This is a genomic window from Alteromonas macleodii (genome assembly GCF_903772925.1).
Taxonomy (GTDB): Bacteria; Pseudomonadota; Gammaproteobacteria; order Enterobacterales; family Alteromonadaceae; genus Alteromonas; species Alteromonas macleodii_A.
Map to the genome: position 1 here is coordinate 4516657 of NZ_LR812090.1, position 25469 is coordinate 4542125.

At 45.2% G+C, this 25469-nt stretch carries 23 protein-coding genes and 1 pseudogene; 18 read left to right on the forward strand and 6 right to left on the reverse strand.

Annotated features, from left to right (window positions below):
- Nucleotides 1-37 precede the first annotated feature (37 nt).
- From gspC to PCAR9_RS19395, 13 genes are all read left to right on the forward strand, one after another.
- Complete coding sequence (gene gspC / locus PCAR9_RS19335) at nt 38-952, forward strand: type II secretion system protein GspC (RefSeq protein ID WP_179984996.1); 915 nt, start codon at nt 38-40, stop codon at nt 950-952.
- A 116-nt stretch (nt 953-1068) separates the two neighbouring features.
- Nucleotides 1069-3114, forward strand: a complete 2046-nt coding sequence (gene gspD, locus PCAR9_RS19340; RefSeq protein ID WP_179984997.1) for a type II secretion system secretin GspD — start codon at nt 1069-1071, stop codon at nt 3112-3114.
- A 1-nt stretch (nt 3115) separates the two neighbouring features.
- Complete coding sequence (gene gspE, locus PCAR9_RS19345; RefSeq protein ID WP_269475078.1) at nt 3116-4675, forward strand: type II secretion system ATPase GspE; 1560 nt, start codon at nt 3116-3118, stop codon at nt 4673-4675.
- The gene (gene gspF, locus PCAR9_RS19350) at nt 4676-5902 is read left to right on the forward strand and encodes a type II secretion system inner membrane protein GspF (protein WP_179984998.1); all 1227 of its coding nucleotides are present in this window, start codon (nt 4676-4678) and stop codon (nt 5900-5902) included.
- On the forward strand, nt 5902-6339 hold the full coding sequence (gene gspG / locus PCAR9_RS19355) for a type II secretion system major pseudopilin GspG (RefSeq protein ID WP_012520130.1): 438 nt from the start codon (nt 5902-5904) through the stop codon (nt 6337-6339). The genes gspF and gspG overlap by 1 nt, the downstream gene beginning before the upstream one ends.
- Before the next feature lie 5 nt (nt 6340-6344).
- Nucleotides 6345-6971: a type II secretion system minor pseudopilin GspH gene (gspH, locus tag PCAR9_RS19360; RefSeq protein WP_179984999.1), complete on the forward strand. Its 627-nt coding sequence runs from the start codon at nt 6345-6347 to the stop codon at nt 6969-6971.
- Nucleotides 6972-6997: 26 nt separating this feature from the next.
- Entirely contained in the window at nt 6998-7426 is a 429-nt protein-coding gene (gene gspI, locus PCAR9_RS19365; RefSeq protein WP_179985000.1) for a type II secretion system minor pseudopilin GspI, read from the forward strand.
- 1 nt (nt 7427) lies between these two features.
- Nucleotides 7428-8054 carry a type II secretion system minor pseudopilin GspJ gene (gspJ, locus tag PCAR9_RS19370; protein ID WP_179985001.1) on the forward strand — a complete coding sequence of 209 codons (627 nt, stop codon included), beginning with the start codon at nt 7428-7430 and terminating at the stop codon, nt 8052-8054.
- Between the two features lie 59 nt (nt 8055-8113).
- Nucleotides 8114-9124, forward strand: coding sequence for a type II secretion system minor pseudopilin GspK (gene gspK / locus PCAR9_RS19375; protein ID WP_179985002.1), 1011 nt, complete (start codon nt 8114-8116; stop codon nt 9122-9124).
- Nucleotides 9124-10323, forward strand: coding sequence for a type II secretion system protein GspL (gspL, locus tag PCAR9_RS19380; RefSeq protein WP_179985003.1), 1200 nt, complete (start codon nt 9124-9126; stop codon nt 10321-10323). The genes gspK and gspL overlap by 1 nt, the downstream gene beginning before the upstream one ends.
- Nucleotides 10320-10799, forward strand: coding sequence for a type II secretion system protein M (locus PCAR9_RS19385; protein ID WP_179985004.1), 480 nt, complete (start codon nt 10320-10322; stop codon nt 10797-10799). The genes gspL and PCAR9_RS19385 overlap by 4 nt, the downstream gene beginning before the upstream one ends.
- Nucleotides 10796-11551: a type II secretion system protein N gene (locus PCAR9_RS19390; RefSeq protein WP_179985005.1), complete on the forward strand. Its 756-nt coding sequence runs from the start codon at nt 10796-10798 to the stop codon at nt 11549-11551. Before PCAR9_RS19385 ends, PCAR9_RS19390 begins: the two co-directional genes overlap by 4 nt.
- An 87-nt stretch (nt 11552-11638) precedes the next feature.
- Nucleotides 11639-13072 carry a YdgA family protein gene (locus PCAR9_RS19395; RefSeq protein ID WP_179985006.1) on the forward strand — a complete coding sequence of 478 codons (1434 nt, stop codon included), beginning with the start codon at nt 11639-11641 and terminating at the stop codon, nt 13070-13072.
- Between the two features lie 291 nt (nt 13073-13363).
- Here PCAR9_RS19395 and PCAR9_RS19400 read toward each other — a convergent pair whose 3' ends face one another.
- The 4 genes from PCAR9_RS19400 to yrfG all read right to left on the reverse strand — a co-directional run bounded on the left by PCAR9_RS19400 (nt 13364) and on the right by yrfG (nt 17595).
- The gene (locus tag PCAR9_RS19400; protein WP_232091259.1) at nt 13364-14401 is read right to left on the reverse strand and encodes an MBL fold metallo-hydrolase; all 1038 of its coding nucleotides are present in this window, start codon (nt 14399-14401) and stop codon (nt 13364-13366) included.
- A 252-nt stretch (nt 14402-14653) separates the two neighbouring features.
- Entirely contained in the window at nt 14654-16042 is a 1389-nt protein-coding gene (locus tag PCAR9_RS19405) for an NAD-dependent succinate-semialdehyde dehydrogenase (RefSeq protein ID WP_179985008.1), read from the reverse strand.
- A 280-nt stretch (nt 16043-16322) separates the two neighbouring features.
- A complete protein-coding gene (gene yjjX, locus PCAR9_RS19410; protein ID WP_179985009.1) occupies nt 16323-16868 on the reverse strand; it encodes an inosine/xanthosine triphosphatase in 546 nt (181 codons plus the stop codon).
- 13 nt (nt 16869-16881) lie between these two features.
- Nucleotides 16882-17595, reverse strand: coding sequence for a GMP/IMP nucleotidase (yrfG, locus tag PCAR9_RS19415; protein ID WP_179985010.1), 714 nt, complete (start codon nt 17593-17595; stop codon nt 16882-16884).
- Nucleotides 17596-17666: 71 nt separating this feature from the next.
- Between yrfG and nudE the strand changes: the two genes are divergently transcribed.
- From nudE to PCAR9_RS19440, 5 genes and pseudogenes are all read left to right on the forward strand, one after another.
- Nucleotides 17667-18230: an ADP compounds hydrolase NudE gene (nudE, locus tag PCAR9_RS19420; RefSeq protein WP_179985011.1), complete on the forward strand. Its 564-nt coding sequence runs from the start codon at nt 17667-17669 to the stop codon at nt 18228-18230.
- A gap of 3 nt (nt 18231-18233) precedes the next feature.
- Nucleotides 18234-19079, forward strand: coding sequence for a 3'(2'),5'-bisphosphate nucleotidase CysQ (cysQ, locus tag PCAR9_RS19425; protein ID WP_179985012.1), 846 nt, complete (start codon nt 18234-18236; stop codon nt 19077-19079).
- A 127-nt stretch (nt 19080-19206) separates the two neighbouring features.
- A complete protein-coding gene (locus PCAR9_RS19430) occupies nt 19207-19791 on the forward strand; it encodes a YceI family protein (RefSeq protein WP_179985013.1) in 585 nt (194 codons plus the stop codon).
- Nucleotides 19792-19920: 129 nt separating this feature from the next.
- On the forward strand, nt 19921-20421 hold the full coding sequence (locus PCAR9_RS19435; RefSeq protein ID WP_179985291.1) for a transposase: 501 nt from the start codon (nt 19921-19923) through the stop codon (nt 20419-20421).
- Nucleotides 20409-21263 (forward strand): annotated as a pseudogene (locus PCAR9_RS19440) (IS3 family transposase); the annotation flags it as partial. The gene PCAR9_RS19435 and the pseudogene PCAR9_RS19440, both read left to right, overlap by 13 nt.
- Before the next feature lie 63 nt (nt 21264-21326).
- On the opposite strand, the gene mdoH reads toward PCAR9_RS19440, so the two are convergent.
- Nucleotides 21327-23327: a glucans biosynthesis glucosyltransferase MdoH gene (mdoH, locus tag PCAR9_RS19445; RefSeq protein ID WP_179985014.1), complete on the reverse strand. Its 2001-nt coding sequence runs from the start codon at nt 23325-23327 to the stop codon at nt 21327-21329.
- Nucleotides 23308-24933 carry an OpgD/OpgG family glucan biosynthesis protein gene (locus PCAR9_RS19450; protein ID WP_179985015.1) on the reverse strand — a complete coding sequence of 542 codons (1626 nt, stop codon included), beginning with the start codon at nt 24931-24933 and terminating at the stop codon, nt 23308-23310. The genes mdoH and PCAR9_RS19450 overlap by 20 nt, the downstream gene beginning before the upstream one ends.
- Between the last annotated feature and the right edge of the window lie 536 nt (nt 24934-25469).

Below are 25469 nucleotides of genomic sequence, written 5' to 3' on the forward strand. Positions count from 1 at the left end.
CACTATATTATAATAAAGCAGTACCATTAGTGGCAGCATGACATTCAATAAACCCAATCCACAATCTCTGGTTGTTTATCTAAGCCAGCATCAAAAACAGCTACATACCATAGTAGTGGTTCTGCTTAGCCTGTATTTAATTGCATTTGCTGCCAAACTCGTGTGGCGAATTATACCTGAACCTCAACTATCTGCGACACCCACAGTAAGCCGAGCTCCGGTTATTTCATCGTCATCAGGCAAAAGTGGGGTCAACATAGCGAAAATACAACAGCTGAATTTATTTGGTAATGCAGCAGCTAAACCTGCTGAACCCGTTGCCGAAGTGACCGACGCCCCGGAAACGCGTTTGAATCTAACTTTAACGGGTGTAGTAGCAAGTTCAGAACAAGAAGCTGGCACGGCCATCATCGAAAACCGTGGAAGCCAGGCGGTGTATGGGTTAGGCGACAAAATTGAAGGCACGAATGCCACGCTGCAGAAAGTGTATAACGATCGCGTCATTATTAAAAACGGGGTAAGAAACGAAACCCTGATGCTAGACGGCATTGACTACGACGAAGCTAATCGTCGCCGTGAAACGCAGGCCCGACAACGCCCAGCACCAAAGCAGGAAGAAGATAAATCACAGTTAAGCGAAGAAGCATTAGAAGCAACCGCGGCACTTCGTGAACGACCTGCTAGCTTTACAGATTTTATTTCAATATCGCCGAAAACCGAGGAAGGCCAACTTATTGGTTATCAAGTTAGTCCTGGGAAAGAGCCTGAGTTATTCAAATCGGCCGGGCTTCAGGCTGGCGATGTTATTACCCAAATTAACGGGCTAGATCTTACCGACTTGCAACAATCGCAAGAGGCACTGTCTGAGCTACGCAATGCACAAAATATAGAATTAACGATTATTCGAGATGGCAGTTTAACCACACTCTACTTAGATTTACCCGAGGCGTAACAACAACTAAAACGGTAACGGCTCGTTTTTTACTGGTAAACGTTTGTGTAGAGGTCAGCACAGTAACTGTGCAAGCAATTCAGCCATCGACATGTTAGGAAATGAAGGAAGTTAGAATGAAAAGGCGCACTAGCCATAAACTATTATCTCGCTTAGGCACAGCTATGTGTACGGCGCTTCTGTGTTTCTCGGTGACTGCCGCTGAATACATGCCTAATTTCAAAGATACTGACATCAATGAATTCATCAATATTGTTGGCAAAAATCTTGAGCGCACCATTATCGTCGACCCAAACGTACGCGGCAAAATTAGCGTACGCAGTTACGACATGCTTAATGAAGATCAGTACTATCAGTTTTTCCTAAACGTACTTCAAGTGTATGACTTTGCTGTAGTTGAAATGCCAAGCGGTATTTTAAAAGTTGTACGCTCTAAAGACGCGAAAACCTCAAATATTCCAGTAGTAGAAGGCGCGCAACAAGACGGCGATGAGTTTATCACCCGCGTAGTGCCGGTATACAACGTGCCAGTGCGAGAGCTTGCGCCCATTTTACGACAGCTTAATGACCAAGCAGGTGGCGGTAACGTGGTAAGTCACGACCCATCAAACGTTATGATGCTGACAGGCCGCGCTGCGGTAGTAAATCGTCTTGTGGAAATTATTGAACGCGTAGACCGCGCGGGCGATGAAGAAGTCGAAATCGTAAAACTGCGTTATGCGTCAGCATCTGAAATGGTGCGTATTATCGAAAGCATTAATAAGTCTCAAGGCAAAGCGAATACTGGTGCAAAGTCTGAGCCTCGCGTAGTAGCTGACGATAGAACAAACTCAGTTATCGTAAGTGGCGATGTTAAAGCACGTCAGCGTCTTATTAACCTTATTCAGCGCATGGACCAAGAACTTGAGTCTAACGGCAACACTCGCGTATTGTTCCTTAACTACGCAAAAGCAGAAGATTTAGTTAAGGTACTTCAAGGCGTATCGGCCAGTATTCAAGCAGAAGAGCAAGGCAGCGGCACCACGTCACGTCGAGCGAGTTCAAACCGCGAAATCAGTATTGACGCACATGAAGATTCTAACGCCATCGTAATCACCGCAGAGCCGGATATGATGCGCTCGCTTGAGGAAGTGGTGCGACAGCTAGATATTCGCCGTGCTCAGGTACAAGTTGAAGCTATCATTGTTGAAGTGTTTGAAGGCGATGGCACAACGCTAGGTGTACAATGGGTTTCAGAACAAGGTGGCGGCACGCAATTTAGTAACGGTGTGGTTCCTGTAGGTTCATTAGCCGTAGCCCTTAAGCAAGCAGAAGATGATACAGACACTGAAGCCTATGTTACCGACGACGGTGAAGTGGTAACTGTGACTACCACCGATGAAGGCGACTATACTTCATTAGCCAGCCTTTTAGGTGGTGCTAATGGATTGATTGCCGGTGTTATCGAAAATGGCTGGGGCGCAGTTGTCCAAGCGGTAAGCACTGATACCAATTCTAATATTCTTGCCACACCTCACCTTACCACTATGGACAATGAAGAAGCGTTTTTCATTGTAGGTCAGGAAGTACCGATTATTACCGGTACTACAACAGGCGCGAACAACTCTAACCCGTTCCAAACGGTTGACCGTCAAGAAGTGGGTATCAAACTTAAAGTAACGCCGCAGATTAACGAGGGCGATGCAGTTCAATTACTTATTGAACAAGAAGTGTCGAGCGTAAGCGGCGCAACCTCGGTAGATATTTCAATTAACAAGCGTGAAATTAAAACCACAGTTATTGTTGATGATGGCGGCACTATCGTACTAGGTGGATTGATTGATGAAGACGTACAAGAAAGTGTGTCTAAAGTGCCGCTTTTAGGCGATATCCCTATTCTTGGTCACCTTTTCAAAACCACGTCGACCAGTAAACGTAAGCGTAATCTAATGGTGTTTTTAAAGCCTACGATTGTGCGTGATGGCGCTACTATGAATTCAATCAGTCACCGTAAATATAACTATATTCGAGCGCTACAGCTTAAGCGTCAGCAAGAGGGCGTATCTTTAATGCCATCGGCTGAAACGCCAAGCATGCCTGAGTGGAACGATGCACTAGCCCTACCACCTTCATTTGAAGAGTACCTTTCAGAGAAAGAGAAGCAAAAAGAAGGTAACGAGTAGTATGGCGGATGAACAACTTACTCAAGCACTAGAGGCGCAAGAAGAAGCCCTAGAAGCCATGGGTGAAGAGGCCGGTTTACCCGAAGAAGAGGCTGGCCCCAAGCAGTTATCGTTTAGTTTTGCAAAGCGCAATCAGGTGCTGCTTGAAACCAACGAGACACCAGCTGTACTGTATTTTACAGAGAATACGCCATTTGACGTATTTGCCGAAGTTAGGCGCTTTTATGGGGAACCGTTTGTACCTAAAACTATCCCTGCTGACGAGTTTGAAAACCTATTAACGAGTGCGTTTCAGCGCGATAGTTCTGCAGCTAAACAGCTAATGGAAGACCTTGGCAACGAAAGCGACTTGTTCGCCCTTGCCGAAGACTTGCCTGACACTGAAGACCTGTTAGACAGTGAAGATGATGCACCTATCATCAAGCTTATCAACGCCATGTTAGGCGAAGCGATAAAAGAGGGTGCGTCGGATATACACATAGAAACCTTTGAAAACCAGCTTGTTGTTCGTTTTCGCGTAGATGGCGTATTGCGCGAAATTTTGCGTCCTAATCGCAAGCTTTCATCCATGTTGGTATCGCGTATTAAAGTTATGGCGAAGTTAGACATCGCCGAAAAACGTGTGCCTCAGGATGGTCGTATTACGCTTCGCATCGCCGGTCGCGCTGTAGATGTTCGTGTTTCTACTATGCCATCGAGTCATGGCGAACGTGTGGTGCTGCGTTTACTTGATAAAAACAATGCTCGCCTGAATCTAGAAGATTTGGGCATGACGCTTCAAAACCGAAACCATTTTTCTTCTCTTATCAGAAAGCCCCACGGCATTATTTTGGTTACCGGCCCAACAGGCTCTGGTAAAAGTACCACACTGTATGCAGGATTAACTGAAATAAACTCGCGAGACAGAAACATTTTAACGGTTGAAGACCCTATCGAATTTGATCTTCCAGGTATCGGTCAAACACAGGTGAACCCCCGCGTTGATATGACCTTTGCCCGCGGGCTTCGCGCTATTTTGCGTCAAGACCCTGATGTAGTCATGGTAGGTGAGATTCGCGACATCGAAACCGCGCAAATTGCCGTTCAAGCGAGTTTAACCGGACACTTGGTACTGTCTACACTGCATACCAATACTGCAGCAGGCGCCATTACCCGTTTAGAAGACATGGGTATTGAGCCATTTTTGCTGTCGTCGAGCTTATTGGCCGTACTTTCACAGCGACTGGTACGTACCCTTTGCCCGGATTGCAAAAAGCCACATGCGCCAGACGCTTCTGAGCTTGAAGTACTAGGGCAGAGTGCGACGAGCGACACCACCATCTATAAGCCGCACGGCTGCGCAGCGTGTAATCAAACTGGTTACCGTGGCCGTACCGGCATTCACGAGCTGTTGCTAGTTGATGAAAAAGTACGTGAAATGATGCACGAAGGTGTGGGCGAACAAGCCATTGAGCGTTATATCAGAACCTCGACCCCGAGCATCCGTGAAGACGGCTGCAGCAAGGTGCTAGCTGGAGAAACTTCTCTTGAAGAAGTGCTTCGAGTAACGAGGGAAGACTAAATGGCGGCATTCGCTTATAAAGCGGTTAATGCCCGCGGTAAAAATACAAATGGGGTACTTGAAGGCGATAACGCACGTCAGGTACGCCAACAGCTGCGTGAAAAAGGCTTAATCCCGTTAGAAGTGGAGCAAGTTGCAGAGCGGTCACAAAACGAAGGCAAAGGACTTTCTTTTTCACTGTTTAAACCACGTATTTCAGCATCGGATCTAGCGCTTCTTACACGCCAAATGGCAACGCTTGTAGAATCAGCACTTCCTGTTGAAGAAGCGCTACTCGCCGTCGCCGAACAGTGTGAAAAACCCCGTCAGAAGAACATGATGATGGCGGTACGCAGTAAAGTGGTAGAAGGTCACGGCCTTGCCGACGCGCTTGCACAGTTTCCCAGCGTTTTTGATGAGCTATACCGCGCGATGGTCGCAGCAGGTGAAAAATCAGGGCACCTTGATACCGTGCTTAACCGATTGGCCGACTACACAGAGCGCAGGCAGCAAACTCGCAGCCAAATTACTCAAGCGATGATTTACCCATCGTTAATGCTGTTCTTTGCAATGGGTATCGTCTTATTGCTTTTAACCGTGGTAGTGCCAAAAATTGTTGGCCAGTTTGACCACATGGGGCAAGACCTGCCGGGCATCACACAGTTTCTTATTTCTGTAAGTACATGGCTTCAGAACTACGGTTTATTTATGCTAATTGGCATAGGCGTACTTATTGTTATTATTCAGCGCGTACTGCAGCAAAAGCACATGAAGCTGCGCTATCACAGAGCACTTTTAACCCTGCCTTTAATAGGCAAAGTTTCTAGAGGCTTAAATACGGCCCGATTTGCTCGTACCTTAAGTATATTAAGTGCCAGTGCAGTGCCACTACTTGAAGCTATGCGTATTTCAGGCGATGTACTGGAAAACCAGCATATTAAAAATCAAGTAGCCGATGCGGCAGTCAACGTTAAAGAAGGCTCCAGCTTGCGCGCCGCGCTAGATAACACGAAAATGTTTCCACCAATGATGATGCACATGATTGCGTCAGGTGAAAAATCGGGTGAGCTACAGCAAATGCTAGCTCGCGCCGCAGATAATCAAGATAGGGAATTTGAAGCGCTTATTGGTGTCTCACTTAAGGTATTTGAACCCTTACTTATTGTATCTATGGCAGGTATTGTCCTGTTTATCGTTATGGCAATATTGCAACCAATTTTAGCATTGAACAACATGGTGAATATTTAATGAAAACACTTAATCGCAGTTCTGGTTTCAGTTTGATTGAAGTCATGGTCGTACTTCTAATCATCGGTATTATGGCCTCAATGGTTGCACCACAAATTTTGGGTAATCAAGAAGAAGCACAGCTTAAAAAGGCCGCGGTAGACATTCAGCAAATGGAAAGTGCGCTGGAAATGTACAAGTTACGCAACAACCGCTTCCCTACCACTGAACAAGGTCTGGACGCGCTAGTAACAGCGCCGACTATCGACCCAATCCCACGCAACTACCCAGAAGGCGGCTTTATTAAGCGTCTACCTGAAGACCCATGGGGCAATCCATATGCGTTAATTAGTCCAGGAGAGCTTGGTGTGGTGGATATCTTCTCTAATGGTCCAGACGGTGAGCCGGGTACTGATGACGACATTGGTAACTGGAACATCAACGAATACTTGAACTAACCTATATGCGCTACCGCGGCAGTACATCGGCTTATAAAGCAGGCTTTACCTTATTAGAAGTCATGCTGGTACTGCTGCTTATGGGCTTGGCGGCGGGTTACGTTATGTTTAACGCCTTCGGAGCAAGTAAGTCAGACCTATTAAAAACCCAAGCCCAACGCCTGCAGGTGATTATTGATATGGCCAGCGATTTTGCGGTGTTAAATCAACAGCAGCTGGGCGTACGCTTTGAAGCCGAAAAAAACGAATACTATTTCGTTTACCTAGACGACGATGATGAGTGGCAGCGTATCGAGGGCGAAAAGACCTACGAACCTTACACGCTACCTGAACCTTTTACCTTCACTTTAAATTTAGACGACTTACCATGGGACGTTGAAGACAGGCTCTTTGACAGGGAGCTGTTCGACGAGAATTTAAGTGTTTCTGATGAAGGGGTTGAAATAGGTAACGAAGAAGAGAAAAAGCTGCCTCCGCCTCAAGTGCTGATTATGTCGAGCGGCGAAATAACACCTTTTACCCTATCGTTTAATTATGAGGGCGATGACGGCGACGATCCTGTCTATTACAGCTTACAAAACCAAGACTTACCGCCTTTAGTGCTTGAAGGTCCCCTGGAGCGTCCATTATGAACGCGCCCACTCTAAAAGCACCTTGTATGAGAACAAGCTCTGTAAATTCTTCTGGTAAAAGCAGCACGTTTAACCAACCCCATAATCAACGTGGTTTAACCCTACTCGAAGTTATGGTGGCACTGCTTATTTTCGCACTAACTGGCACCGCAGTGCTTAAAGCCGCTGGCGAGCACTTATCTAGCGTCGGCCAAATAGAGTCTGTTACTTTTGCCAATTGGGTGGCAAGTAATCGGTTAAACCAGCTTCAGCTTGATACCACCTGGCCGCCCAAAAATAATTTAAAAGGCACCATGGAGATGGCTGACCGCACTTGGTACTGGCAACAAACCGTCGCGAAAACCAACGATAACGACTTACGTGCAGTTACCGTTTCGGTAGGCGAAGATGAAAGCTACGAAAGTTCAGTGACATCGGTTACCACTTTTGTGGCTAAGCCAACGGCAGGGAACTAGTATGCAGCGCGGATTTACGCTTATAGAAATACTGATTGCCATGGCCATATTTACCCTTATCGGGCTGGCATCAACGGGCTTACTTACCACAGTTATCGACAGCAATGATATTTCTGAAGAGCGTTTTGCTAAGCTCCAATTGCTACAGCGGGCCATGATCACGATTGAACGAGATCTTCAACAAGCTGTGCCTCGCGCTTCTCGTGTAAACGGAGAAAAGCAAGATGTGGTCATGGCAGGTGGAGAAACCGACGACAGCGATGATGACGGTATTGGTTTTGTAAGAGGCGGTTGGCACAACCCGCAATTAATGCTGCCGAGAAGTACTTTGCAGTTTGTTGCCTACAGGCTTCAAGAGAACAAGCTTGAGCGACTTTACAGTAATTACGTGGATAATGTTATTGGCTACGAGCCGAAAGTACGAGTGCTGCTAGAAGACATAGAAAGTTTAAAAATTGAGTTTCTCGCCACATCGAACAGCAGTTCGTTGGATGATGACGAAGATATCTCGTGGAGTGAAAGCTACAAAGGCGCGGCGTTACCGCGGGCTGTCGCCATAGAGTTTGTAAGTAAAGACTTTGGCAAAATTCGAAGGGAATTCACCTTAACTACGGGTGAATCATCATAATGCCAAACACAAGAAGACGCCTTTTAAAAAACCATACGCGCGCCAAGACAGAGACGTGTATGCCCCAGCTGTCTAGCCCACCAGCTAAACAAAAGGGTGTGGCACTTATGATTGTACTTATGATTGTGGCATTAGTGGCCGTGCTGGCTACAGAAATGGGTACGCGATTGCAGCTACAAGTGCAGCGCACCATGAATTTAAAAGACAATAATCAGGCTTATTGGTACGCCATGGGCGCCGAAGCTTTTGCACGTAAGTCAATTCAGTCGCTGATAGAGGAAAGCCCAGATACTATTTCTATTGACCAACCTTGGGCACAAGAATTTAGCTATCCGTTAGAAAACGGTGGTTTAACGGCTAATTTGGAAGACCTTCAAGCTTGCTTTAATCTTAACGCAATAGCATCGGGTAGTGCTTCGAATAACGCAAACAGTGCGTCAAGCAATACCACCGAAGCTATGGAAGCTTTTCACACCATGCTGCTATCGCTAAACGTTGACGGGTTAGACAATTTTACCGCCGATACACTGCGCGACAGCTTAGCAGACTGGGTTGATGAAGATGACAGCATGCGCCCCTATGGCGCAGAAGACAGCGAGTATGAGTCAAGAGAGTTTCCATATCTTGCAGCCAACGGACCACTGGCATCGAAAAGCGAATTGCGTATTATTAACGGAGTATCGCCTGCGTGGCTAGACGATTTAATGCCTTTGGTTTGCGTGATCCCAGATTACAGTGAATTGAAAATAAACGTTAATACGTTAGAAGAAGAAGATGCACCATTACTAGCAGGCCTAACGGGGCTTGATATTCAGCAAGCTGCGAGTTTACTCAGCAGCCGCCCGCAAAACGGGTGGGATGATACGGATGCATTTTTAAATGAGCCGTCTATTCAAGCGCTTAACCTAACAAGCTCTCGACAAGATTGGTTTTCAGTTAAAACTGAATATTTCATGTTGCATACAAAAACACAATACAACAAAGCAACCTTTAAGCTTTCCACCGTGTTTCATGCAAGCGCCGATAGTGGCGTTAGCATTGTGAATCGCGAGTTTGGGGGAACCTATTAATGGAACAATTATTGGTGCGTTTAGGCGCCAACTACACAGACCCGATAAGCTGGCTCGTTTATTCAAAATCTGAAGACGAGATCATTGCTTCTGGCGAATTAACTAGTGCAGAAGACTTATCTACGCTCACTGAGCGCGCTGGTCAGCGAAGCGTTATCGCTCTAGCACCAAGCAGCGAGATATTGCTTAAATGGGTAGAGCTACCGCCTAAAGCTGGGCGTAAAATTATCTCAGCTATTCCATTTATGCTAGAAGACGAATTGGCTACCGACATTAGCCAGCAGTTTTTCGCCATTGGCCCTAAGCGCGGGGACAAACAAGCTGTCGCTGTGGTTAGCCATGAAAAAATGGAGCAGTGGCAAGCCTGGCTAAGCGAAGCAGAGTTATTTTGCGACACCCTTATTCCTGACGTTCTAGCGGTTCCAGTAACCGAAAACGGCTGGTCGGTACTGACCTTAGGTGAGCAGCTACTGGTTCGCCAGGACGAATTTAAAGGGGTTCAAGGTGAACAAACCTGGTTGCTTCCTACATTAGTGCACTTCACTGCGCAGCAAGAAGCGCCTGTGACCATTACGAATTACGCAGGTATCGATTTAAGCAGTCTGCCAAATATTGAAGAAGCACAGGCCCCACTTGAATTGCCCATGCAAGTATTGGCTAAAGAGGCCATGCAAAGCAGCTTTAACTTGTGCCAAGGTGAGTACAAGATTAAACGTAAGCGCAGCGGTGTGCTAAGTCAGTGGCGTGTAGCCGCTGTACTCGCTGTACTTGCACTGTGTACCAGCTTAGTAGATAAAGGCGTTACTCTTTATCAGCTAAAATCGCAAAACCAAGCACTTAGCAGTGAAATAAGTAGCGCAGTTAAAGCCGGCTTTCCCAACATTGGTACCTATCGCAACGTACGGTTAAAGCTACAAAGCGAGCTTGCCAAGTTAGAGCAGGGCGGTGGGGATGCTTCCATGCTTATTATGTTAGATCAGCTTGCACCGGCTTTTTCAGCCACCGACGTTAAGCCACAAACATTGCGCTTTGACGCTACCCGCACAGAAATTCGTATTCAGGCGCAGGGCAAAAACTTTGAAGCCTTAGAACAGTTTAAACGCAGCGCTGAAAACGCGGGTTTTGTGGTTGAACAGGGTGCGATTAATAATCGTGACAATGGCGTTGTGGGTACAGTTTCAGTAAGGAGTACGTTGTGAATGCGCTTTTAGAAAAATACAAAGCCCTCACTGAACGGGAACAAAAATTAGTGCTCATTTCTGCAGTGATGGTAGTGATAGCACTGTTTTATTTTGCAGTATGGTCGCCACTCAATGCTGCGCTAGACAAACAAAAACAACTGCTTGATAACCAGCAGTCGCTTCTAGTTTGGGTAAAAGACAGCGGTGCACGCGCTCAACAATTACGTCGTAGCACGGGCAACAAGCGGGCGTTTTCGGGGTCGTTACCGCAAGCGGTGAACCGAACCACTGCCCAGCATGATATTGCTATTTCCCGTATGCAGCCTCAAGGTGATGAACTGCAGGTATGGGTAGACCAAGCGCCATTTAATGCGGTGCTAGAATGGCTCAAAGCCATGGAAAACATGGGCGTAGTTATTCTTCAAGCCGATATAGCTGAAGCGGATGCGCCAGGCTATATCAAAATTCGCCGACTACAGTTAGGTAAAGCATGAAGTCGAAAGTTAGTTGGATCATAGGCGGAATTCTTGCCTTCCTATTGTTTGCTATTGCTTATATGCCCGCAGTGCAGGTTATTGGTCGTGTAACACTGCCGAATAATGTCTCGGTAAGCGGAGTAAGTGGCACTTTATTTTCTGGTAAAGCACAGACCCTAGTGGTGAACGGCTTGCCGGTTAACAACCTGAAGTGGGAACTCAGCCCACTTCACATGTTATTAGGTAAGGTTAAGCTAGACCTAAAAGCAGGTAATATTCGCGATAAAAACGACATCGCGTTTGAAGGGCCTGTTACCACAGGGCTTTTCAGTCAAGATACAATCAATACCGAGAACTTTACGCTCTACCTGCCTGTAGATAGAGTACTTGCACAAGTTCGTCTACCCTTACCTGTTAATGCAGGCGGACGCTTTAAAGTCTCGTTAAATGATTTAACATTCGGCCCTGCGTGCGAGTCGCTAGATGGTACAGGAGATTGGTTAAACGCGACGGTTGCGGGAACCCAAGGGCCCATTGATTTCGGTACTTACTCAGCGAAACTTCGTTGCGAAGGGAAAGATATTGGCATCATGGTAAGTGAGCCTAACTTGTTAAGCTTATCCATGGACGCGGTTATTCCTACCAATATGAAAAATATCCGCGTTAGCGGTAAATTTAAACCCGACGATAGCTTGCCCAACGAAGTACACCAAGCAGCTCGCTTGTTTGGCGCGCCTAATAGCAGCGGGTATATCCCAATAAAGCTTTAACGAGCAAAACAGAATTTTTAACACAGAGCGCGCCCTGAATTTTTAAATCAGGGCCACTAGGAAACACACTCAACAAAGGATTGTACAATGAACAAACCTCTTTTAGCTGGCGCTGGCGTGACTTTAGTTGCGCTTGGTATTGCCCCTTATTTTATCGGTTCTAGCGTTGAAGATAACGTTAACGCTGCAGTAAACGGATTTAACGAACAGGCTGTATATTCAGCCGAAGTCCTTTCATACGACAAAGGCTGGTTCTCAACAAAAGCAGAAATCAAACTTGCTATAGACTTTCGAGCGCTTTTCAATGCGCAAAATGTTGACGCAGTAGAAATGCCTTTAGACGAAAACCCTAACATTACCGCTACTTTGGTCGCTCATCACGGTCCTGTGTATTTTGGTGACGGCGTTGGATTAGGGCGCGTTCATTATACAGTGTCGATTGATGGCGATGAATTAAGAGAGTACGTTCAATGGGATGGGCAACAGTCCATCTATCACAATGAAGGCGTGGTTGGTCTATTAGGCGGCCTAAGTTATAAAGATGTAATTCCCGCCCTTAGCGCTACTAATGAGGAAGAAGGCTTTACCCTGCTATTTTCCGGTTATACGGGTGAAGCGAAGCCTGATGGCGGGCAAACCTTATATACGTCCTCGGGCGAGTCGCTAAGTATTAACGCCGATGAGTTTTCAATGAAAATGGCTAATTTATCTATGGATGTAACCTATGACGGCAGCATGATGGAAGCTTTCAAGGGCGAATTGTTTGAATCTAAAATTGAAGCGCTCATCGAAACCATGGAAGTATCTGGCCTTGAAGCGGGCGCTACGGTGCAGCTAGAAAATATTGCACTGATTACAGACACTAACATTGATAAAGACAACAACACCGCCAATGTGTACGTAGAATACGCCATTGATAAGGTAGAGGGGCCTGAACTTGAAGCCTCTGATATGGTGTTAGGCGTTGCCCTAAACAACTTAGACGTAGACTTCATCAAGGCTTATCAAGACTTTAGCAACACATCTTTGATGATCCCTCCTGAAGAAGTACACGCTAAAATGATGGAGTTTGTCGAAGCTAACTTACTTCCACAGCTGAAAGCCGAACCTGAACTTAACATTACGACGCTTAAAGCGACGTTGCCTGAAGGCTCGTTTACTGCCCATGCGAATACTAAGCTAGTAGGCATTGATGCGCTACCGGGTACCATGGAAGATGTGGCCTATTGGGTAACACACCTCATGGCCGACGCACAAATAGTTGCTGATAAGGCCTTTGCGCAAAGCGTAGCGTCTGGTTATATGATGGGTCAATTGATGGCGACACCACAAGCGCAAAGCATGTCAGCAGAAGAACTCGAAGCAGCAGTAGAGCAGCAAACTCCTATGATGTTAAGCACCTTTGCTCAGCAAGGCTTGATAAAAGAAACCGAGAAGGGTTACGAGACAAAACTGGAGCTTAAAGACGGCAAAGCCAGCGTTAACGGCACGCCTATTCCACTGCCTTTTGCGCCTCAGTAACGAGTAGAACAGTATTTAAAATACTTGAAAGCTAAATACGGTTGAAAGTACGGTTGAAAGTACGGTTGAAAGTACGGTAAAAAGTACGGTAAAAAGTACGGTTAACACAAAGCGCTATTTGCACTAAGCATTGACTGACTTAGTTTGAATAAAACATCCCCAAATTAAAAATGCAGAGCCCAAACGCTCTGCATTTTTTTTGATAACCCCATTCTACTTAACTTTATACCCGTAAAACCCAAGCCCCTTGCTACAAACTACCATAGCTAAGTTTTTGACTTAAAACTGCGGCTAGTTGTCATCAAGCAGTTCGATATTCATCAATTCTTGAGCAGCGTATACACGCCCTTCGGCTACAACCGTAATAGCCTCGGTAAGCGCGTCTAAGCCCGATTCGCTGCGTTTCATAATATGAGATAGCACGATGCGTTTTGCTTTAGACTGCTCGGCAATATCGATAATTTGTGTTGGTGTCATATGCAGATTCTTCGCAACGCGCCCCGCGTTATCGTCAATTGCGTTATGCAGCACTAAAATGTCAGCGTTTTTAGCAAAGCGCGATAGGTTTCCCTCTTTATCATTAGTATCACCAGAAAATACCGCTTCACACCCGTTAGCCTTAACTTTCCACGCAAGTGTTGGTATAGGCCCGTGATTTACCGACATAGCTTCAACGCTAATGTCATTATTCACTGCGTATTCAAAGGGTTTCTCTAGTATGGTGTTTGCAACGCTTTTCGTCGATATTGTGTAATCGTCTTGACCTTCGATAGTGTAAGAAGACAGATATCTAAACGCACCTTCCTCGCCAATTAACGATGATACGTAGGCGTTAGTGGAGGGCATAGTTTCGTTACCGTCTGGCCCCATTACCCATAAATTTTTCTCGCGATTAGTGAAATAACCACCTTTTACGAAGCTGGGTAAATCCGCTGAATGATCGGTATGTAAGTGAGAAAGTAGAATCACATCAAGGGTTTCAAATGACGCGCCAGCGGCGCCGAACTGAACACTGCTGCCGCTGCCAGCATCTACCAACACGCGGGCTTTGTTATCTACCCAGACCAAGTAAGCGCTAGAGGTCCTTCCATCATCCAATTCAGGTCCGCCCGACCCTAACACCTGCACTGAGACTTTGTCACAAGCCATTGAGGCCGTGTTTTCACTCTCTTTGCTTGCTAGTTTCTCCTGTTTAGGTGGGGTCTGATGTAACGATGTAGACGATGCCTGCGCCACAGAAGAAATCGATAAAATGGAAGCCGTTACCAACATGGTTAACGAGAGAGCATGCGCTTTATTACGCCGTTTCTCGCACTTCTCAAGCTTCATGTGTTTCCTATTCCTAACGCTTAAATCAGCACCGCTTATCTGTCTATGTAAGACCTTCATCGCCATCGCCTTATATCGTTTCCTAGTAATTTATACATTCATATCACAGTAAAAGACCGGATACCTGCGTAAAATTGTTCAATGAACAGAGGGATGAAGGCCAGATGAGTAAAGGCTAAAAGCGAAAGCAAATAAAAAAGCGGGCACATTAGATGTACCCGCTTTCGTTTAGCAATATCAAACAACTAATATTTATTCGGCAGCGTTTTCCGCTACCATAATGGTTTTGATATTTACGAATTCACGCATACCATAACCACCGTGCTCTCGACCATAACCACTGTCTTTCACACCGCCAAAGGGTAGGTTCGGTTGTGCTAAAGAATACCCGTTGATATTTACCATACCAGTATCAAATTCATCTTTTGCTAGGGCAACCGCTTTATCAGTATCAGTACTAAAGATACCGCCGCCTAAGCCATAGCGCGAATCGTTTGCGACTTCCATCGCCTGCTTGTCGTCGCGAGCTCGAATTAATGACGCAACAGGGCCAAATAACTCATCATCATAGGCTGGCATGCCAGATGAAACATCTTCAAGTATAGTTACTGGGTAAAAGTAGCCGTCAGATTCTGGAATTTCACCGCCTAGGGTAAGTTTCGCTCCAGCTTCTACTGAGTTTTTCACCTGCTCATGAAGTTCATCTCGTAAGTCTTCTCTAGCCATAGGGCCAAGATCAGTGTTTTCATCCGTTGGGTCACCCACTTTAAGCTTCTTACACTGCGCTACGAATTTGTCTCTGAACTCATCATAAACGCTATCGACGATTACGAAGCGCTTAGCCGCTACACAAGTTTCACCATTATTGATAACACGGCCTTGAATACACATTTCTACCGCATGATCGATATCGGCATCTTCAAGTACCAAGAAGGCATCATTACTACCAAGCTCCATCACGGTTTTCTTCGATAAACTTGCAGCTTCTTTCGCAACTTGTTTACCTACTTCGTCACTGCCGGTAAAAGTAACGCCACGTACGTATTTATGTTTGATTAAGTCGCTTGCCGTACCGCCATCAATTAATAACGACTGATATACGTTTTTCGGGAAACCAGCATCTTCGTACATCTGCTGAATGGCTTGTGCCATACCAAACACGTTTTTAGCGTGTTTTAGTACTGTCGTATTACCTGCCATGATATTCGATACGCTGTAGCGTATAACCTGATAAAGAGGGAAATTCCAAGGCTGAATGCCCAGAATAACGCCAATAGGTTGATAGGTAATAATCGCACGACCACCTTCAAAAATACGGTGTTCGTCTTCTAAAAATGATGCGCCATGCTCAGCAGTATAGCGACAGATTTGAGCACACAGCTGCACTTCTTGCTTACCCTGCGCCGTCACTTTTCCCATTTCTCGGGTCATTAGGCTGGCAAGGTCGTCAATGCGCTCTTCCATTAAATCTGCAAGGTTATTGAATAAATCTGCTCGAGTTTCAAATGAAGTACGGCGCCAGTTCAAATATGCTTCTTGAGAACGTGTTACCGCTTGTTCGGCGTCTTCAGCTGACATCAAATGATAATGATCGATCTTTTCACCTGTAGCAGGGTTGTAGGTATTAATTGTCTCACTCATTGTCACTCTCCTTAATCCGTTTGTTAAAATGAAGGTGCAACTAAAAAGCCAAATTGCAAAAAACTTTTTTTCGCAATATATTCAAAAACATAGATCAAATTAACGGCAAAGGTGGAGTCTGAGAATAAAACTGGAATTAGAAAAGATTACTTATCGCAGTAAAGATTTCAGAGCGAACACTTCAGGAAAAGAAAGGCGGCCCTCAAGAGGTAACATTTGTTTGAGGGCCGATATGCTGTATTTGGTAATGGCTAATTTAGTGAGAGGAAACTTGGCCTGACTAGTCGGTATATAAGTCTGGAAAATGAAACTTCGCCATAGCAAGGGTCAACGCAACTTCGTAAACACTTTGACGCGAAGCATGATTTAGAGTCAGTAACCCTATAGCACCGCCTTTTTGCTTAATATTTACCGTATCAAAAAGCTTGTCCATAACCGGCCCAAGCTCTTCGCCACGCTGTAGCGCCTGATACACGCTCACTGGAAGGGGTAAACTCGCACTTCGTGTTACCGACCAGTGACCTTCATGGTAAATCGCCACATAAGCAAAGGTTGCAGGGCCATCTTCAAATACATCCACACCACCTTCAATTGCCACATACCATGCGTCTGTAAGGCCGCCCTGATGATGAGCTAGCATGGCCTTCACTCGATTAATAGCACCTAAGCGCGTTTCATCCTCGTTCATGGGCTGTTCGGGCACGCCGCTTGGCACAGACATGCCCTGGGCGTCGAAGTCGTGCTCTAGTGTGTCAGAAAGTGTATTGAGCGCAGCATTTATTTTTACCGGATTCAGCGACCCTACAAAAATTGTGTCAGAAACCATTTGCTTTCGTCCTTTAAAAACGTCCTTTTGCAGCATCACCCACTGGGTTACGCTTAATATCTTCTAGCATTAAACGGTAATCGCGTACTGCTGGAAATTCGCTAATATTGCGATTTGGCAAGGTACTATCAGGGTTGTCTACAGCAAGTAAGTGTTTAATACCGTACGTCTGTGCCGCTTTCAAAATAGGCAGTGAGTCATCGACAAATAAGGTGCGGCTATTATCAAATTGCACCCTCTTTTGTAGTCGCTCCCATAAAAGCTGAGACTCTTTGGTAACGCCAAATTCGTGGGTAGAAATAAGGTTGTCGATATGCGCATCAAGTTGGGTATGCTCTATTTTAAGTGCCAGACTGTTTGGATGCGCATTGGTTACTAACACTACCTGCCTACCTGAGCCGTGAAGTGCATCAAGGAAGGGAATGGTATCGTCGCGAAGGGATAGTAAGTGCGCCAACTCTCGTTTCAGCGGCATAAACTCATTTTCTAAGTCCAGTGCTAGAGTTTCAGCCCAGTAGTCTAAGCAGTACCACTGAATTTGCCCAAATACTGACTCATAACGCGCGCTCATTTCCTTTTGACTCTCGGCCTCAGAAATACCTTTTATCTGAGCTAACCGTTTGGGTAAATGGTGCAGCCAGAACTGGTTGTCATAATGAAGATCCAGCAAAGTACCGTCCATATCTAGCAGTACAGTTTCTATTTCATTCCAGGGCAGAAAGGGCAAGCGATTTTCCTTATAATGAAGTAAGCTAAGAAATTGTATACAAGTATGATAACAAAGTTGTAGCGAGAGACATGCCAAAAATTGATCCGAACAAACCGTTACCACACATTCATTCTCGTGAAATCGTTGCGCAAAGCAAACTCTTTAGGGTAGAACGCTTAGACCTTGAGTTTTCGAACGGCGCTACCCGTGAATTTGAACGGATGGCAGGCGGAAACCGGGGCGCGGTAATGATAGTGCCTATGCTTGATGAAAATACCATGGTGTTAATTCGTGAATATGCAGCCGGCACACATTCGTATCAACTAGGCTTTCCAAAAGGCCTAATAGACCCTGGCGAAACAGCTATTGAGGCCGCTAATCGCGAGCTACAAGAAGAGGCTGGCTTTGCAGCGAACGATCTTATAGAGCTCCATAAGGTCAGTATGGCACCCACTTTCTTTAACGCCAATATGACCATTGTTTTGGCTCGAGACTTGTATCCAAAGCAACTTGAAGGCGACGAACCTGAGCCTCTTGAGGTGATTCACTGGCCTTTAGATGAAGCAGATGCTTTACTTGCACGAGAAGACTTTGTAGAAGCACGCTGTATAGCCGCGCTGTTTTTAGCTCAAAAGTGGTTTAAGGAACAATAAACAATGCCCGACGACGCCCATGCCGACCTACTAGAACTTGCGAAAGAAATTGCCATCGAAGCCGGTGAAGCCGTATTAGAAGTATACGATAAAGGGGAGTTTGACGCTTATCAAAAAGACGATGAGTCTCCCGTTACCAGCGCAGATTATTTGGCAAACGATATCATCAACAAGCGCTTACAAGCCGCGACGCCTGATATCCCAATCCTCTCAGAGGAAAACAAACACGCAAGTTTAGAAGAGCGAAAGCATTGGTCTCAATACTGGTTAATCGACCCCATCGACGGCACCCAAGAATTTATTGCCAGAAGCGGAGACTTTGCGGTCAATATTGCCCTAATAGAGAACAATGAGCCAACTATCGGCGTTATTTTCTGGCCTCCAGGGCAATCGTTGTATTATGCGCAAAAAGGCAAAGGTGCGTTTAAGTCATCACCTGATGGTGATCACCCAATAAGCGTACGCAAGCTAGACGACCCTAAAAATAGTGTGGTGATGATTGCAATAAGCCGTCGTCAGTCGAGAGAAAAAGTGCTCAGCAGAATGTGCGCTAAGCGCGTATACCAAACGCTTCCATTGGGAAGCTGTTCCCTGAAAGCCTGTTTTATTGCCGAAGGAAAAGCTGATGTATTTATGCGTATCGGTATTACCGGCGAATGGGACACTGGCGCATCGCAATGCATTGTCTCTGAAGCGGGTGGGAGTATTGCCGCCGCTAACTTCGAACCTCTTACCTACAATCAGCGTCATTCGTTAGAGAACCCAGATTTTGTGGTAATGGGCGATCAAAGGGTGCCATGGCAAGATGTAGTCCAGTATGATGACTTCGTAAACCCACATCAGCACTAGCGCGTATTATTTACTTAGCGCAGTGAAATAAACCTACGTATAATAGCGTAGTAATGTTGCTGGGCCACATTACTCTGGTATTGGTTAAATCAAGCCAGATGGAACCAAAAAGTAAAAGGAGTAACCTATGATGACTACACGTATTCGCACGTTATCTGCAGCATTGCTCGCATGTGGGCTAGCATTCCCTGCCGCAGCCGACTGGTCAATAGACGGCGAGACAAGTGCGCTACATTTTTTATCAACTAAGAATGCACAGGTCACTGAAGTACATAAGTTTGATAGCTTTGACGGTACCCTGTCTGATAGCGGCAAGCTCTCTGTGGCGGTAGACTTATCGTCAGTTAATACAGCTATTGATATTCGCAATCAGCGAATGCAAGAGATGCTTTTTAACGTGAGCAAATATGCACAAGCTAAGTTTGAAGCCGATTTACCTGAGTCGATGATGAGCCTGAAAGCGGGTCAAGTCGTTAACGGAAAAGTAGATGGCATTTTGATGTTACATGGAAAGGCCGTTCCTACATCATTTTCTGTTAAGGCGAGTAAAGTAGACGACGATACACTAACTGTATCTACTACTGCTCCTACACTTATTAAAGCAGAGTCTTTCGGTCTTGCTGAAGGCGTAGCTGCACTACAGAAAATTGCAGGGCTAAAGAGCATAACAACGACAGTCCCAGTGACGTTTTCCGTTACCTTTACGCAATAGAATACTGCTATTGCTAGCGTCTATCGATAAGCGCTAGGCGGTGGTAAGAAAATAAGAAGCATTAAAAAACCGCACGAAACGGGAAGTGACCCCCATTAGTTGGACATTCCAATTATTGGGGGTCTTTTTATGTCAAAACACAATAGAGCGTTTAAAATAAAGCTCGCCCAGCTAGTCGAAGAGAAAAATTCTGAAGCTTTAGGTAAAAAGTACGGAGTAAGCGCTCGGCTTATTCGCTATTGGTTTCAGGTTTATCAAATAAACGGCTCAAATAGCTTTATTCATAAGCAGTTACCTTATTCTCTTGAGTTCAAAACCCATGTGCTAAAGACGATGGAAATGAACAATTGGTCATTGGGTTATACTAGCGCCTATTTCGACTTATCATCCCCTGGTATTTTATTTCAATGGCAAAAGCTTTATGCTCGCGAGGACATATCCCGTCTCATCCCCAAAAACAAAGGTAAGCCCCGCGTGACTAATAACTCTTCAACTCCTAAACCATCATCAGAGATGACTGAAAAAGAGCTTAGAGAAGAACTCGATTATTTACGTGCAGAGAACGCTGTCTTAAAAAAGTTAGAAGCCTTGGCTCAAGCCAGAAAGAAAAAAGCAAAGACAAAACCATAGTTGTCGAAGAGCTCAAGGCAATATATAGCTTGCAACATTTATTAAGAGTTACAGGGCTTCCCAAGAGTGTGTATTACTACCATCGTAATGCACTGAATCAGCCTTGTTCCAATACTGACTTACGCGTAAAAATCCGTGATATCTATCACAAACATAAAGGGCGATATGGCTATCGTAGAGTGACTTACGCTTTGCGAGCGATGGGCTTAGTGGTTAATCATAAGCGTGTACAACGCCTAATGTGCGAACTTGGTTTGAAGTCAAAAGTCAGGCCTAAACGTTATAAGTCTTACAAAGGTGAAATCGGCAGAATCGCAGAAAACAAATTGAATCGTGAATTTACTGTAGAGCAGCCTAATCAAAAATGGGTGACTGATGTAACTGAGTTTAAAGTGAATAATCAGAAGGTGTATCTGTCACCGATAATAGATTTATTTAATCGAGAGGTCATTAGCTATGAAGTGCGGACATCTGTAACGTTACCCTTAGTTACAGATATGCTTAAAGCCGCGACTAGTAAGCTATTACCCCATGAAAAGCCACTCATACACTCTGACCAAGGGTGGCAATATCAAAACAAACAATATCAAAATCACTTGAAACAGAATGGGTTACTTCAAAGTATGTCTAGAAAAGGAAATTGCTTAGATAACGCTGTAGCAGAGAACTTCTTCGGCATATTAAAAACTGAGATGTACCACAATAAAACGTTCAAAGATGCAAATGAACTTATTGAAAACATCAAAGAATATATCGATTATTACAACAACGAACGTATTAAGCTAAAACTAAAAGGCCTGAGTCCGATACAATATCGAAATCAGGCCTTGGTTGCCGCTTAGAAATGAGTCCAACTTAATGGGGTCACTTCAAACGTGCGGTTTTTTTGGTTTAAAGGCTTCGCTCTAAGACTGATGTAGTCTTTTAGGAAGTCTGTAACGCATAGGCAATGGCTTTTGACTTAACGCTTGCTCTGGCATGCTTTGCCACGCATTATCAGGTAGTGCAGGTACTTCCGCTTTATGTTGAGAAAGAGTGAAATACCCCATCGCAACACGTAAGCGCTTAAGCGCTTTACACTCATTCACTTCCTGGTCGATAACAAACACTCCAAACTTGCGCATCGCCAAGCCGAACTTATCACTGCTTGTAAGGCGAATAACCGGCGCCGCCAATACCATGCCAACCAATACAGGTAGCAGCCACATAAATAGCGATGGTGTGAAGTAAAAGGTAGTTACACCCCACGCTACGGCTAAACAACTCATAATTTGCGTGTGTTTGATTGCGACAGTCCAAGGTACTTTGCGACCTTCACGCTCTTGCGCTTCCCATTTTACTGAGTGGCCTATAAAAACACTGATCACAAAATAGCTGTGGTAGAACATCATCAGCGGCGCAATGAGTACAGCCATGGCTAATTCAATTGCAGATCCCTTAAGTAAAGACCACGCCCCACCAAACTCTTCGCGACGTTTGATTAAGGCTAAGGCAATACCCAAAAGCTTAGGCAAAAATAACAAGGCTGCAGTGCCCCACATGGTTACCATCATCATGTCTTGACGGGCTACCTGCCAACTAGGAAAAAGCTGATACTCAGATACGAAGAACTCTGGCACTGACGTAGCGCGAATTAATGCATCTGCAGTCCCTAGCGCCAACATACAAAATAGTATTAATGAAGAAATGTACGCAAAAGCACCAAATAAAAAGTGCAGGCGGTTCGCCATTTTAAGACCTTTCACCTTTAAAAGCCCTAAATGCTGTATGTTGCCCTGTACCCAGCGGCGGTCGCGAATGGCGTAGTCAACAATGTTGCTAGGCACTTCTTCATAACTACCTGTTGTGTCGGTAAGTAAGTAAGCCTGCCAACCTGCACGGCGCAGCAGCGCAGCTTCAACGAAGTCGTGACTTAGTATTTCGCCACCAAAAGGCGCACGACCTTCAAGGGTAGGTAGACCGCAATGCTGCATGAAAGGCGCTATACGAATAATAGCGTTATGCCCCCAGTAGTTTGCACTGTCCGTTTGCCAAAACGATAAGCCTGTTGCCAACATTGGGCTATACAGATGAGCAGCAAACTGTACGAAACGACCAAAGAAGGTGTTTTGTCGTACTGGCATAGGAATAGTCTGTACTAAGGCCGTGTCAGGGTTTTGCTCAATACGACGAGCCAGGTCCTGCATACGCTCTCCGGTCATTACGCTGTCGGCATCTAACACAATCATTGACTCGTAATTTGCGCCCCAGCGTTCGCAAAACTCTTTAAGGTTACCCACTTTTCTATGCAGGTTTTGTTCGCGACGACGATAAAACACTTGGCTTGAAAAAGCGCCTAAACGCTTCTTTAACCGCGTAAAAGCACGTAGCTCTGCATCCGCTTTTTCCGTATCACGGGTGTCGCTAAGCATGAAAAAATCAAAATTCGAGCTGTTCTCGCTTTCCATCAGCTCGCGAATACAGGCTTCGAAGCCCACCATGATGCGGCGGGTATCTTCGTTATAAACGGGCATTACTACCGCGTGTTTTTGCTTCAACGGCGATGCAGCATCAGGCTTAACTTGGTTTTTTCTTAAACTCAGTGGATCTATATTGAAAAGCTGTAAAAAGAAACCAATGATACCTGTCCAAAACGCCATGCACAGCCAAGCGAATAGGGTTAATCCTAAACCTAACTGTGCAATTTCTAAGTTCGTAAGGCCGTTCGGTAAAAATATCTCGTATAAGCTCCAACCGGCCAATGCCGTGCTTGGAATTACTAGCATTGCCATGATAAACAAACGCATATGCTCTCCTTTTAAGATGAAGTGTGAAGCACGCACAGTGCTGTCACGTTTAACCTGAGGCACGGCTTTAGCCTCGTTTGATACTGATGTATGAGTGCGACTATTTTGGCTGGTAGACATAATTCCAAACCTCGCTAACGCGCTCGCCGTCTTTTTCAATGTAAGCGCGCATGTCTACCGTTTGCCTTTCATTCGGCTTTACAAAGAAAGAGGCACGCCACTCTTGGCCGTCGGCTACCGGATAAAGGCGCTGTTGTGAAATCGTGCCGTTAGTACCCTGTACCACCAGCTTCATAGTCTCGTTATCAAAAGAAATATCAGAAGGAGCACTGAAGTCCACATTAAACTGGCGGGTAGTGTTCAAGCTATCATCTTTAAATTCATCGCCGGGTAACACAGCTTTTCCCTGACGAGTACGCACTACAGAAGCAAACTCGCTAACAAAGGGGTTTTGCTCTACCGTTTTAAGGTCGTAAGAGAAATATAGGGACTCACCCGATTTGAATGGCTTTGCAGGTGTCCAGAAAGCCACGATGTTGTCATGAATCTCAGACTTTGTTGGAATTTCTACTACTTCTAAACGGCCTTTCTCAAAGCCTGCTTCCGGGGTAACCCATAGCCCTGGACGTATATGATAGTTGGCCTCTGCATCAAGGTAATTATCCCATTCATTGTCGCGCTGAAGCATGCCAAACCCTTTAGGGTTGGTATCGCTAAGTGACGTTACCTGAAGGCGTGCTGGGTTAGTCAGTGGACGCCAAATCTCTTCACCTGCATGAGTTACCATTAACACCCCGTCACTGTCGTGCACTTCTGGGCGATAATCGTCATGGCGCTTTTCTGTATTCTCGCCATACAAAAACATGCTGGTAAACGGCGCAATGCCTAGTTTACTTACGTCGTCGCGTGCAAATAACCAGCTTTCCACTTTTACGCTGGTATCAACATCAGGCTGGATAACAAACTTATAAGCGCCAGCTACCGAAGGACTTTCAAGACGGGCATAAATAGTAATTGGTTTGCCTTCACCCGGCTCGATAACCCAGAACTCTGTGAAGTGAGGGAACTCCTCGCCTTTCGCCAAAGCAGTATCAATTGCTAGGCCGCGCGCTGAAATACCATAAACTTGATTTTTACCTACCAAACGAAAATATGAAGCGCCAAGGAAAACGGCAAATTCATCTTTGTACTCGTCGTTTTTTATAGGGTAGTGAACACGAAAGCCTGCAAACCCCGACTTTTCATCTGTCATGCCTGCCAAACCTGCAGCAGAACCATCGTAGTTAAACATGTCACTATTAAATGCTAAGCGCTTAGGTGTATTGTTTTCACCGATAGTGTGAATAGTGACAGGGTATTCGTATAGAAACCCCGGATGAAAAAACTGAAGTTCGTAGTCATTCTCACCGTGCCAAAGACTTTGCTCGGGCTTAAAGCGAATAGAACGATAGGTGGTGTAATCAATTTCTTTTAACTTGCTGTTTAACCCGTGGTCGTCTTGTTCATAGCTTTCTGTTGCTGATTTGCGAGCAGCATCAATAATAGATTGAAGAACGGGTGATGCTTTTTGAGGCTGATTGTTGTCATTAACCTCGACAGCGCCAGCTTTGGTGAATGCAAATAGGGCAATAACGCTGGTCATCGCTAAAAGAATGCGCGACAGCTTTCGGTGCTGAATCGCATTAGTTTGTAAATCTTTTCCGAAAATTGAAACTGGCTTAGCCATTTGTCCTCTCCTTATGAAAACAATGGTTATCCAGATGGTCGTCAATCTCTTAACTTTATCGCTTAGCTATGTATAGCTAGCAACAGAGTATCTGCTGCTCTAAAAGCGATGATGAGAAAAAGTATTCATTGAAACCATTCAAGAAAGGCGCTCTATTCCTTTCCTTATTCACTGGTGTCGCAGAAAAACGAAATCCGTGCCCGTTGGCAAAAGTGAATGCTGGATAACACACAAGTACTTCAGCAAAAGCTGTTCCAACACTAAAAAAGCGGGCTTATTTATTATATTTACATTAATTTACAACAACTTAAAAACACCCACCTTGAAGGTAGTGAGCAATTTCGTTGTTGTAAATTTGTCCGATGAGTTAGCCAAAAGGTTAACTGTTGTTTTTTAGAGACAGTTTCCCATGCCAATGTGTTTACTTTTTAAACTCCACACAGCCTTTAGCTGCTTCAACATTTGCATAGCGCCTCTTCTTGCTTTTAATTTCTCCATACTTATTAGATAGATAGCAACTTCTTGTTTGATTTTCA